Raw genomic sequence first — 10,489 nt, 5'->3', positions numbered from 1 at the left:
TGCCCGGCCGCCTCGCCCGGCCGCCTCGCCCGGCCCCCTCGCCCGGCCCCCTCGCCCGGCCCCCTCGCCCGGCCCCCTCGCCCGGCCCCCTCACTCCGCCCTCATCGCTCCATCGCTCCATCGCCAAGAACACCCATCACAAAGGCCGAGCACCACGTCCGAGAACCAACCCAGGTGCCTCTCGAGAAGCCGTTAGCACGTTGACCCCGCACCCCGCACCCCGCACCCCGCACCGCGAGGAGAACAAGCTCAAGGCCGAACGACGTCCGACACTGACTGCGAAGATGCAGGATGCCGATTTTTAGGAGTCAGGACGGGACGCGTCTCGCCTACAGCGTGATGGCCAAAGAAGCTGACCGCTCAGGCGGCGCAGGCGGGGAACCGCTGCTGTGCGTTCCGGGTGGGCCGATGCGGGCCTCCGCCTATCTCGGGGATCTCGGCGGGCTGGCCGGACGGCGCAGGCTTGTCATGTTGGATCTGCGCGGCACCGGCGGTTCGGACAGGCCAGCGGACACGACGACGTACCGGTGTGATCGGCAGGTCGACGATGTGGAGGCCCTGCGGCGGCATCTGGGGCTGGAGCGCGTTGACCTGCTCGCGCATTCGGCGGGTGGCGACCTCGCGATTCTGTATGCGGTGGCACATCCGCAGCGGGTGCGCTCGTTGGTCCTAATCGCGGGGCGGGCGCGCGCCTTGGGGGTCGACTTCACGGTGGAGCATCGCCGGGAGGCGGCGGCGTTGCGGAAGGGCGAGCCTTGGTTCGCGGCGGGGCGTGACGCGTTCGAGGCGGTATGGGCGGGGAGTGCGTCGGAGGCCGACTGGGAGGCGGTGGTGCCGTTCTTCTATGGGCGTTGGGACGCGGCGGCGCGCGCGCATGCGGCGCGGGAGGTCGCGGAGACGAACGAGGAGGCGGCGGAGCTGTACGCGTCTCCGGAGGCGTTCGCGCCGGAGGCGGCGCGGGAGGTCGTCGCGGGGCTGGAGGCGCGGGTCCTGGTCCTGGCCGGTGAGCTGGACGGCGGGCCGTCGCCCCGGGTCGCGGAGGAGATCGCGGGGATGTTCCCGCGGGGGACGGCGGTCGTGCAGCCGGGGGCCGGGCATTTCCCCTGGCTCGACGACCCCCGGTGGTTCGCCGAGGCCGTGGCGGGGTTCCTGGAGCGGCGACCCGGCGGGGATTGACCTGGAGTGGGCTCCAGGTGGGATCCTGGTGTGCGTGAGCTCCTATTCTCCGGCCGAGACCGCCGAGAAAAGCGGTTTCAGCATCGACACGTTGCGTTACTACGAGAAGATCGGGCTGCTCGAGGGGATCGCGCGGAACGCCTCGGGGCGGCGCGTGTTCAGCGACAGCGACCTGCAGTGGCTCGGGATGCTGCGGTGCCTGCGCGAGACGGGGATGCCGATCGCGGAGATGCTCCGGTACTCCGAGCTCGCGCGGGGCGGCGCGGAGACCGTGCGCGAGCGGCTGGAGCTGCTGCAGGCGCACGACCGCCGCGTGGAGGAGCAGATCGCCCGGCTGCGGGAGCAGCAGGAGCACGTCAAGTTCAAGATCGGCTTCTATCGGGGCGCGGTCTGCGAGGGCTCCCCGGCCTGAGCCAGCAGGCGGGCGGCGCGCGTCCAGGTCCCGGCGGGGTCGAAGCCGTCCGCGGTCCAGGTGTGGGCGCGGACGGTCCCGCGGTCCCGGAAGCGGCGCATGATGGCGACGTGCGGGGGCCAGGCGACGAAGCGGTGCAGGTCCTCGGCGGACTCCCAGACGGAGACGGAGCCGCTGCGCAGTTCCAGCGGCTTCGTCCACAGCCAGAGGCCGACGGCGCCCTGGAGGCCGGGCCAGGCCCGGCGCAGGGTCAGGCCGGCCCGGTAGACCTTCGGGAGGTCGGAGGCGTGGGCGCAGGTGAAGTCGGTGACGCTCACCAGCACCGGTCCGCGGCCGCCTGCGGGGCCCGGCCGCCAGCTCTTCATCGGGTCCACGAGGGGGAGCGGCCGAGGAGGGCGAGGAGGCGGTCCCGGGGGGACGCGCCGTCCGCGGACGGGACGACGGGCGCGAAGGACGTCCCCGGGCCCCGGTCGTCGGCGCCGGTCGGGACGATCGCGGCGACCTGGAGGGACGCGGTGACCAGGTCGTCGCCGGGTTCCCAGGGCGCGCCGATCGTCGCGGCGACGTCCCAGGCGTGGACGACGAGGTCGACGAAGTGGAAGCTGATCGCGAGCGAGGCGGGGAAGGGGCCGCCGTCGCGGATCTCGGGGAGGACGAGCCCGGCGTCGAGGGCCGTCCCGGCGAACGCCTCGGTGACGAGGTCGAGGGAGGCCGCGGCGGCGGCGTAGGGGTCGTCGCCGAGGTCGCCGCCGTGCCAGTTGGACAGGCGGGCGCCGTCGCCGCGCACGGCGGCCGCGAAGCCCTGGTCCTGGCTGACCTGGTGGCGGAGCAGGCCGTGCAGGGTCCAGTCGGGGCACGGCGTCGGCAGGGCGAGCGCGTCGGGTTTCACCTGGGCGACGGCCGCGAGGTAGAGGTCGGCGGCCTGGCGGTCCAGGGGCCGGAAGTCGGTGGTGAGGAGTTCGGTCAGCGGGTCCATACGGCCACCGTAGGAACGGCGAGTGGCTCAGGTACAGGGCCAAAAACGCGGAAAACGACTGAGCCGGTCTAGGGTCGGACGCGTGGACCTGCACGTGAGCCTCGTCGGGCGGAAGGATCTGGCGGGCCAGATCTACCGGCAGTTGCGGGCCGCGATCCTGGACGGGCGGCTGCGCGCGGGGGAGGCGGCGCCGCCGACGCGGGAGCTGGCGCGCCGGCTGGCGATCTCGCGGAACACGGTGGCGGTCGCCTACGACCGGCTCGCGGCGGAGGGGTTCCTGGAGAGCCGGGTGGGGGCGGGGACGTTCGTCCGGGACGCCGGTTTCCAGGAGCGGGAGCGTCCGGTGGCGTCGCCGCTGCGGCCCCGCCGGGTCTGGGACGAGGTGGGCGTGTGGCCGCACCGGATGCCCGGCATCACCTGGGACTTCCGGGCCGGGCTGCCGGACGTGCGGCTGTTCCCGTACGAGTCGTGGCGGCGGATCATGGCGGGGCGGCTCCGGCCGTCCGCGCTCGGCGATCCGGCGGCGGCCGGGGACCCGGCGGGGCTGGCGGAGCTGCGGGAGGCGATCGCCCGGCACGCCGGGGTGTCGCGGTCGGTGCGGGCGTCGGCGGCGGACGTGGTGGTGACGTCGGGGATCCAGCAGGCGCTGGACCTGGTGGTCCGGGTGCTGCTGGAGCCGGGGGACGTGGTGGCGGTCGAGGACCCCGGGTATCCGCCGGTGCGGATGCTGCTGCACGCGGCGGGGATGCGGGTGCGGGGCGTCCCGGTGGACGCGGAGGGCCTGCGGGTGGACGCGCTGCCGGACGACGCGCGGGCCGTCTACGTGACGCCGTCGCACCAGTTCCCGCTGGGGATGCCGATGTCGCTGCCGCGCCGCCGCGCGCTGCTGGAGTGGGCGCGGCGCCGGGACGTGGTGATCGTCGAGGACGACTACGACACCGAGTACCGGTACGGCGGGCGGCCGATCGAGCCGCTGCAGAGCCTGGACGACGGGGGCCGCGTGCTCTACATGGGCACCTTCTCCAAGATCATGCGTCCGGTGCTGCGGATCGGGTTCCTCGTCGCGCCGCCGTCGCTGCACCGCGCGTTCCGGATGGCGCGGTACGTGTCGTCGTGGCACGCGGAGCTGCCGACGCAGGCGGCGCTCGCCCGGTTCATCGACGAGGGCCTGCTGGCGCGGCACATCCGCAGGTCGCGGCGGGAGTACCAGGCCCGGCACGAGCGGGTCGCGGAGCTGCTCGGGACGCTGTTCGCGGGACGGCTGGAGGTGGTGCCGTCGGCGGCGGGCCTGCATCTGAGCGCGACGCTGCCGGACGGGGCGGACGACGCCGCCGTCGTCCGCGAGGCGCTGGCGGAGGGCGTCGGGCTGTTCGCGCTGTCGGAGTTCGCCGTCGACGGGCCGGCGGTGCCGGGGCTGGTGTTCGGCTACGGCGCCGTCACGCTGCCGGAGATCGGCGAGGGCCTGCGCCGGCTGCGGCGCATCCTCGGCTAGCTGGAGCGCGCCGCGGCCGCTGTGACCCGCTTCACCCAATAGTCCACTAAATCCGTATGGAAAACCGATTTAGAGGCTGTTAGCCTCCTCTCTCACCAGCGGAGATTTTGTCCGGAGTCTCGACAGAACGGGGAGCGGCATGGCGTCCGGTGCGGAGCCCGGGGTCCTCGGACTGGTCCGGCGCGGGCACGAGGAGCGGATCCTCGCGCTGCTGCGCGCCCGCGGCCCGCTGAGCCGGGCCGAGATCGCCCGGCTGTCGGGGCTGTCCCGGTCGACGCTGTCGGACATCGTCGGCGCGCTCCAGGAGCGCGGCGCCGTGGTCACCACCACGGCGGCGGCCACCGGGCGGCGCGCCCCGGGGCGTCCGGCCGAGCTCATCACGCTGAACCCCGCCGCCGGCCGGACGCTCGGGATGGACTTCGGGCACCGCCGCGTGCACGTGGCCGTCGCGGACGCCGCGCAGCAGGTGGCTGCCACCGGGACGCGCTCGTACGCCCGGTCGACTCCGTGGGCGCGGCGGGTCCGGATCGCCTGCGCCCTGGTCGAGTCGTTCCGGGTCGACCTCGGGCCCCTGACGGGCGTCGGCGTCGGCGTGACCGGGCCCGTGCCGCGGGGGCGCGACGGGCGTCCGGGCGGCGCGGCGCGGGAGGTCGCGGAGGCGGTCGGCGAGCACTTCGGGGTGCCGGTCGCCGCCGACAACAACACCCGGCTGGCGGCGCTGGCGGAGGCCGTGCGGGGTGCCGGGGCGGGCTCGTCCGACCTGGTCTACGTGCGGCTCTCGGACGGCGTCGGCGGCGGCATCGTGGCGGACGGGCGGCTGCTGCGCGGCGCCGACGGCACGGCCGGGGAGGTGGGGCACGTGCCGGTGGACGCTGCGGGGCCGCCGTGCGGGTGCGGGGGCCGCGGCTGCCTGGAGACCTACGCGTCGATCCCCGCCGTCCTGGACGCGAGCGGCAGCGACGACCTGCCCGGCGCGCTCGCCGCGCTGGAGGCGGGGGACGCCGCGGCGCGGGCGGCGTTCGAGCGGGCCGGGCGGGCGCTCGGCCTCGTCCTCGCCGGGGTCTGCAACACCGTGGCCCCCGAGCGGGTCGTGGTGGGCGGCGAGCTGGCGGCCGCCGGCGGAGCGCTGCTCGGCCCGGCGGAGGAGGCGCTGCGGCGGCACGCGCTGCCGGTGGTCCGCGGCGACCTGCGGCTGAGCCCGGCGGCACTCGGCCCCGGGGCGGGCGCGCTCGGCGCGATCGCCCTGGTGGCCCATGACTCCCCGCTCCTGGCGGGCTATCCGTTTCTGATGGCAGGAGGGACCCCCGTATGAGTTTCGACCCCGAGGCGGGCGTCACGGTGTTCGAGCCCGAGCGGGCCGAGCCCGGCTACTGGGTGGGCTGTCCCGGCGTCCTGCGCGACGAGGGCCGCCACCTGCTGACGTACCGGCGCCGGCGGCCGCGCGGCGCCGCCGGCGCGGAGCGCGGCTGGCGCTGCGCGATCGCGGTGAGCGACGACGGGCTGGCGTTCGAGGACGTCTGGGCCGTGGAGAAGGGCGAGCTGGGCACGCCCTCGATGGAGCGCTTCAGCCTGTACCGGCGGCTGGACGGCGTGTACCAGCTGTACCTGAGCTACGTGGACCCGGCCGACGGCCGGTGGCGGATCGACGTGGCCGAGGCGGCGGCGCCCGACGGGTTCGACGTGGCGGCGCGGCGCCCGGTGTTCACCGCGGCGGCCACCGGCACGGAGGGCGTCAAGGACCCGCGGGTCGTGCGCACCGCGGACGGGCGCCTGGTGATGCTGGTCAGCGCCGCGCGGGCCGCGCTCTCGGACGAGGACCGCGAGCGCGCCCACGCCACCGCCGACATCCACAACACGGGCCTGTCGGACTCGGTGTCGGCGCTCGCCGAGAGCGCCGACGACGGGACGACGTGGAAGTGGCGCGGGACCGTCTTCGCGCCGGGAACCGGCTGGGACCGCTGGGCCGCCCGCCTCAACAGCGTCGTGGAGACCGGCGGCGGATACCTCGGCTTCTACGACGGCGAGGCCGACCACACCCGCAACTACGAGGAGAAGACCGGGCTCGCCTGGTCGTCCGACCTGCTCGGCTGGAAGCGGCTGACGCCGGACGGGCCGGCGGTCGCGTCCGCGTCCGGGACGGGATCGGTGCGGTACGTGGACGCGGTCCCGCAGGGCGGCGGCCGCGTGCGCCTCTACTACGAGATGACCCGGGCGGACGGCGCCCACGAGCTGCGCACCCTGGAGCTCTCGTCCGAGGAGGTGGGGCGTTGGGCACCGTGACCGCACCGGCACCGCAGCCGGTGCGCGAGGCCCGGCGCCGGAGGGTGCCGTCCCGCGCGCGCGGACTCGGCCTCAACCTCATCGCGCTGCTGCTCGGCATCGGGCTCTGGGCGCTCCTCGCGGGCCTCGGCGTCCAGGGGCTGCCCGGCCCGGTCCGGGTGGCGCACCGCGCGGCCGAGCTGCTCGGCGACGGGACGCTGGAGGGCGACGCGCTGGCCAGCCTGCGCCGGGTGCTCCTCGGGTTCGCGCTGGGGACGGCCCTGGCGGTCCCGGCCGGCTTCCTGATGGGCTGGTACGGCGTCGCGCGCGGGCTGCTGGAGCCGTGGGTGCAGTTCTTCCGGACGATCCCGCCGCTGGCGATCATCCCGCTGGCCATCGTCGTGCTCGGCATCGGCGAGACGCCGAAGATCCTGGTGATCGCGCTGGGCGCGTTCCTGTCGTGCGTAATCTCTACTTTTCAGGGCGTGATTGGGGTGGACCCAACGCTGGTCAACGCGGCACGGGTGCTGGGCGCCGGGGACCGGGTCATCTTCACCCGCGTCGTCGTCCCGGCCTCGACGCCGTTCATCGTCGTCGGGATGCGGATCGGGCTCGGCTCGGCGTGGGCCACCCTGGTGGCGGCCGAGCTGATCGCCGCGCAGCAGGGGCTCGGCTTCCGGATGCAGCAGGCCCAGGTCTACTACGACCTCCCCACGATCTTCGTCGGGCTGATCACGATCGGCGTGCTCGGCCTGCTCATGGACCGGCTGCTGCTGCTCGCGGAGCGGCGGCTCGGCGGCTGGCAGGACCGCCGGTGAACGGGACGCGCCCGGAGGGCGCCCGAACGGGAAAGGCGGCCCCGCCGGACGCCGCCAAGATCGAGTTCCGCGCGGTGGGGAAGGTCTACCCGGCCGCCGGCGGCGGGACCGACGTCACCGCGCTCGGCGGGGTGGACCTCGGCATCGCCGACGAGGAGTTCGTCACCGTCGTCGGCCCGTCCGGCTGCGGCAAGAGCACGCTGCTCGGCGTCGCCGCCGGGCTCGTCCCGCCGACCTCCGGCGAGGTGCTGGTCGACGGCCGCCCGGTCACCGGACCGGGCCCGGAACGCGGCGTGATCTTCCAGCAGTACGCGCTGTTCCCCTGGCTGACCGTGCGGGGGAACGTCGAGTTCGGGCTGAAGGTCGCCGGGGTGCCGCGGCGGGAGCGCCGGGCGCGGGCCGAGCACTTCATCGACCTCGTCGGGCTCGGCGACTTCGCCGACGCCCATCCGCGAACGCTGTCGGGCGGCATGCGGCAGCGCTGCGCGCTCGCCCGCGCCTACGCCGCCGAGCCGCGGATTCTGCTGATGGACGAGCCGTTCGGCGCCCTCGACGCGCTGACCCGCGTCCGCATGCAGGACCGGCTCCTCGACATCTGGGGCCGGGAGCGCCGCACGGTCCTGTTCATCACCCACGACGTGGACGAGGCCGTCTACCTCGGCGGCCGGGTCGTCGTCATGGCCTCGCCGGGCCGCGTCCAGGAGGTCGTGGACGTCGGCCTGCCGCGCCCCCGCACCGAGGAGGTGCGGCTGTCCCCGGAGTTCGCGGAGATCCGCAACCGCATCTGGCATGCGGTCTACCACCAGGAAGGGAACACCACGTGAGGATGCGCACCGCGCTGGCGGGACTCGCCGCGGCCGTGCTGGCCCTGTCGTCGGCCGGCTGCGGCGGCGACGCGAAGGCCGGGTCCGGCGGGTCGGAGAAGGTCCGGTTCGGCTACATCGCCGACTTCAACGGCTCCAGCCTGCTCGCGATCGCCGAGAAGCAGGGGCTGTGGAAGAAGCAGGGCCTCAAGCCCGAGACGAAGGTGTTCACCAACGGCCCGCTGCAGATCCAGGCGCTCGGCGCCGGGGACCTGGACGCCGGCTACATCGGCCCCGGGGCGTTCTGGCTGCCCGCGTCCGGCAAGGCGAAGATCATCGCGATCAACGGGCTCGGGTTCGCCGACCACGTGATCGCCCAGCCGGGCCGCGGGATCCGCACGGTCGCCGACCTGAAGGGCAAGAAGGTCGGGGTGCCGGAGGGCACGTCCGGCGACATGATCCTGTCGCTCGCGCTGAAGCGGGCCGGGCTGACCGCCAAGGACGTGAAGAAGGTCGCGATGGACCCGACGACGATCGTGTCCGCGTTCGCCTCCGGCCAGATCGACGCGGCCGGCATCTGGTACCCCCTGATCGACACGATCAAGCAGCGCAAGCCGGACCTGGTCGACCTCGCCGGCGACCGCGACTTCTACCCGGCGATGAGCTTCCCCAACGCGTTCGTCAGCGCCCCCGACCTGCCGAGCCGCAAGCCCGAGCTGGTCACCAAGCTGGACCGGGTGCTCCAGGAGGCCGCCGACTACCGCGCCGCGCACCTGGACGAGACGGTCAAGCTGACCGCGGCGTTCATGAAGCTGCCGGTCGACAAGGTCAAGGCGGACGCCGCGAACGGCGAGTACCCGGCGACCGCCGACCTCGTCGCGAAGACGCAGGACGGGACCGTCGCCAAGTGGCTGGACGGGCTGTCCGCGCTGTTCGCCGAGTCCGGGAAGCTGAAGTCCGTGCCGAAGGCCGACACCTACTACGCGGGCGACCTGTACGCGAAGGCGGCCGGCAAGTGACCGGAGCGGACGCGCCCCGCAACATCCTGTTCCTGATGACCGACCAGCACCGGGTCGACACGCTCGGCTGCTACGCGGCGGACGGCTCGGTGAGCACCCCGCACCTGGACGCCCTGGCGGCGGCGGGCACGCGCTTCGACCGGTCCTACACGCCGACCGCGATCTGCGCGCCCGCCCGGGCCAGCCTGCTCACCGGGTACGCGCCGTTCCGGCACAGGCTGCTCGCCAACCGGGAGCGCAACGTCGGCTACCTGGACGAGCTGGCCGACGGCCAGTTCACCTTCGCCGAGCCGCTCGCCAAGGCCGGATACAACCTCGGCCTCATCGGCAAATGGCACGTCGGCGCCGAGCGGAGCGCGGGCCACTACGGCTTCGACGGCCCGCACCTGCCCGGCTGGCACAACCCGGTGGACCACCCCGACTACCTCGCCTACCTGGAGGAACGCGGGCTCCCCCCGTTCGCGATCACGAACCCGATCCGGGGGACGCTGCCGAACCGCAGGCCCGGCAACCTGCTCGCGGCGCGGCTGAGCCAGCCGCTGGAGGCGACGTTCGAGCACTACCTCGCCACTCGCGCGATCGAGCACCTGGAGCGGTACGCCGAGGACTACAGGACGGGCCGCCGCCCGTTCTTCCTCGCGACCCACTTCTTCGGACCGCACCTGCCGTACCTGCTCCCGGACGAGTACTACGACCGCTACGACCCGGCGGACGTCGAGCTGCCCGCGTCGGTGGCCGAGACGTTCGAGGGCAAGCCCGCCGTGCAGCGCCGGTACAGCGAGCTGTGGACCTACGACACGCTGCCGGAGGAGGTGTCCCGCGAGCTGATAGCCGTCTACCGGGGCTACGTGGCGATGATCGACCACGAGATCGGCCGCATCCTGGCCGCCCTCGCCGACCTCGGTCTCGACGGCTCGACGGCCGTCCTGTTCACCGCCGACCACGGCGAGTTCACCGGCGCGCACCGGCTGCACGACAAGGGCCCGGCCATGTACGAGGACATCTACCGCACGCCCGGCATCGTCCGGGTCCCCGGCGCACCGGAGGGACGCGTCAGCGGCGAGTTCGTCGGGCTCATGGACCTGACCGCCACCATCCTCGACCTCGCCGGGCAGGACACGTCCCCGGCGGTCGACGGGCGCAGCGTCCTGCCGCTGGTCGAGGGGCGCGACGTCCCGTGGCGGCGGGAGTGCGTCGCCGAGTTCCACGGCCACCACTTCCCCTACCCGCAGCGGATGATCCACGACGGCCGGTACAAGCTCGTGGTCAACCCGGAGTCCCGCGACGAGCTGTACGACCTGGACGCCGACCCGCACGAGCTGCTCAACCGCGTCGACCACCCCGAGCTCGCGGACGTCCGGCGCCGCCTCACGCGCCGGCTCTACGAGCTGCTGGTGGAGCGCGGCGACAACTTCCACCACTGGATGAGCGTGATGTCCGACACCGGGCCGCTCGACCACGACCCGACGCTCTCGGCGTTCGAGCGCGGCGCCGGCGTGTACGGAAAGGAGACCTGAGGACCGCGGCCCGCCCC

The 10,489-nt window shown here is 74.2% G+C and carries 11 protein-coding genes; 9 read left to right on the top strand and 2 right to left on the bottom strand.

Annotation, left to right across the window (positions count from 1 at the left end; translation table 11 throughout):
* Window positions 1-291 precede the first annotated feature (291 nt).
* Window positions 292-1,176, top strand: a complete 885-nt coding sequence (locus amrb99_RS43730; protein ID WP_190867786.1) for an alpha/beta hydrolase — start codon at window positions 292-294, stop codon at window positions 1,174-1,176.
* 34 nt (window positions 1,177-1,210) lie between these two features.
* Entirely contained in the window at window positions 1,211-1,588 is a 378-nt protein-coding gene (locus amrb99_RS43725) for a MerR family transcriptional regulator (RefSeq protein ID WP_190867785.1), read from the top strand.
* Here amrb99_RS43725 and amrb99_RS43720 read toward each other — a convergent pair.
* Both amrb99_RS43720 and amrb99_RS43715 read right to left on the bottom strand, forming a co-directional pair.
* Window positions 1,552-1,953, bottom strand: a complete 402-nt coding sequence (locus tag amrb99_RS43720; RefSeq protein WP_190867784.1) for a hypothetical protein — start codon at window positions 1,951-1,953, stop codon at window positions 1,552-1,554. The genes amrb99_RS43725 and amrb99_RS43720 overlap by 37 nt on opposite strands.
* Window positions 1,950-2,564: a TIGR03086 family metal-binding protein gene (locus amrb99_RS43715; protein ID WP_190867783.1), complete on the bottom strand. Its 615-nt coding sequence runs from the start codon at window positions 2,562-2,564 to the stop codon at window positions 1,950-1,952. The genes amrb99_RS43720 and amrb99_RS43715 overlap by 4 nt, the downstream gene beginning before the upstream one ends.
* Window positions 2,565-2,646: 82 nt before the next feature.
* Here amrb99_RS43715 and amrb99_RS43710 point away from each other — a divergent pair, with 82 nt between their 5' ends.
* The 7 genes from amrb99_RS43710 (at window position 2,647) to amrb99_RS43680 (ending at window position 10,472) form a co-directional block, all read left to right on the top strand.
* On the top strand, window positions 2,647-4,056 hold the full coding sequence (locus amrb99_RS43710) for an aminotransferase class I/II-fold pyridoxal phosphate-dependent enzyme (protein WP_190867782.1): 1,410 nt from the start codon (window positions 2,647-2,649) through the stop codon (window positions 4,054-4,056).
* Between the two features lie 139 nt (window positions 4,057-4,195).
* Window positions 4,196-5,368 (top strand): ROK family transcriptional regulator, encoded by a 1,173-nt coding sequence (locus tag amrb99_RS43705; RefSeq protein ID WP_190867781.1) that lies wholly within the window; start codon window positions 4,196-4,198, stop codon window positions 5,366-5,368.
* Window positions 5,365-6,336, top strand: a complete 972-nt coding sequence (locus tag amrb99_RS43700) for a hypothetical protein (RefSeq protein WP_190867780.1) — start codon at window positions 5,365-5,367, stop codon at window positions 6,334-6,336. Before amrb99_RS43705 ends, amrb99_RS43700 begins: the two co-directional genes overlap by 4 nt.
* Window positions 6,333-7,133: an ABC transporter permease subunit gene (locus amrb99_RS43695; protein ID WP_190867791.1), complete on the top strand. Its 801-nt coding sequence runs from the start codon at window positions 6,333-6,335 to the stop codon at window positions 7,131-7,133. The genes amrb99_RS43700 and amrb99_RS43695 overlap by 4 nt, the downstream gene beginning before the upstream one ends.
* On the top strand, window positions 7,130-7,957 hold the full coding sequence (locus amrb99_RS43690) for an ATP-binding cassette domain-containing protein (protein WP_190867777.1): 828 nt from the start codon (window positions 7,130-7,132) through the stop codon (window positions 7,955-7,957). Before amrb99_RS43695 ends, amrb99_RS43690 begins: the two co-directional genes overlap by 4 nt.
* Window positions 7,958-7,959: 2 nt before the next feature.
* Window positions 7,960-8,955, top strand: coding sequence for an aliphatic sulfonate ABC transporter substrate-binding protein (locus amrb99_RS43685; protein ID WP_190867787.1), 996 nt, complete (start codon window positions 7,960-7,962; stop codon window positions 8,953-8,955).
* The gene (locus amrb99_RS43680) at window positions 8,952-10,472 is read left to right on the top strand and encodes a sulfatase-like hydrolase/transferase (protein ID WP_347257117.1); all 1,521 of its coding nucleotides are present in this window, start codon (window positions 8,952-8,954) and stop codon (window positions 10,470-10,472) included. The genes amrb99_RS43685 and amrb99_RS43680 overlap by 4 nt, the downstream gene beginning before the upstream one ends.
* Window positions 10,473-10,489 lie beyond the last annotated feature (17 nt).

This window comes from Actinomadura sp. RB99, from assembly GCF_014706005.1.
GTDB lineage: Bacteria > Actinomycetota > Actinomycetes > Streptosporangiales > Streptosporangiaceae > Spirillospora.
This window is presented reverse-complemented; position numbering and strand designations above follow the sequence as displayed.

Bases quoted from the DNA above. Each gene is read 5' to 3' on its own strand.
- amrb99_RS43730 (WP_190867786.1), top strand. From the start codon at position 292: ATGCCGATTTTTAGGAGTCAGGACGGGACGCGTCTCGCCTACAGCGTG.
- amrb99_RS43720 (WP_190867784.1), bottom strand. From the start codon at position 1,953: ATGAAGAGCTGGCGGCCGGGCCCCGCAGGCGGCCGCGGACCGGTGCTG.
- amrb99_RS43715 (WP_190867783.1), bottom strand. From the start codon at position 2,564: ATGGACCCGCTGACCGAACTCCTCACCACCGACTTCCGGCCCCTGGAC.
- amrb99_RS43705 (WP_190867781.1), top strand. From the start codon at position 4,196: ATGGCGTCCGGTGCGGAGCCCGGGGTCCTCGGACTGGTCCGGCGCGGG.
- amrb99_RS43700 (WP_190867780.1), top strand. From the start codon at position 5,365: ATGAGTTTCGACCCCGAGGCGGGCGTCACGGTGTTCGAGCCCGAGCGG.
- amrb99_RS43685 (WP_190867787.1), top strand. From the start codon at position 7,960: ATGCGCACCGCGCTGGCGGGACTCGCCGCGGCCGTGCTGGCCCTGTCG.